The organism is Pseudomonas sp. SMN5 (genome assembly GCF_052041925.1).
In the GTDB taxonomy this organism is placed as follows: domain Bacteria; phylum Pseudomonadota; class Gammaproteobacteria; order Pseudomonadales; family Pseudomonadaceae; genus Aquipseudomonas.
Window position 1 is genome coordinate 1 of the sequence record NZ_JBKGGX010000099.1, and the last position, 210, is coordinate 210.

The window sequence follows — 210 nt, forward strand, 5'->3', positions numbered from 1 at the left end:
CCGCCCGGCCGCGTCGCGCTGGTAGCCGGTGACCCGTTGCGTGCCGTCGTCGCCGTGCTCGGTTTTCTCCAGCAGGTGGCCGTTGAGGTCGTAGGCATAGGCGGTGCGTTGCCCATCGAAGCCGACTTGCTGTCGGATCAGTCCGCCGGGCGTGTAGTCCAGCCGATAGGTTTCGCCGCGTTCGTTTTCGATCTCGGTCAGCAACAGCCG

At 66.2% G+C, this 210-nt stretch carries 1 protein-coding gene; it reads right to left on the minus strand.

Translation table 11 applies throughout. The annotated features are described in order from the left end of the window. The coding region (locus ACLEJR_RS27165; RefSeq protein ID WP_440817810.1) for a hypothetical protein at positions 1-210 on the minus strand (210 nt) is incomplete at both ends.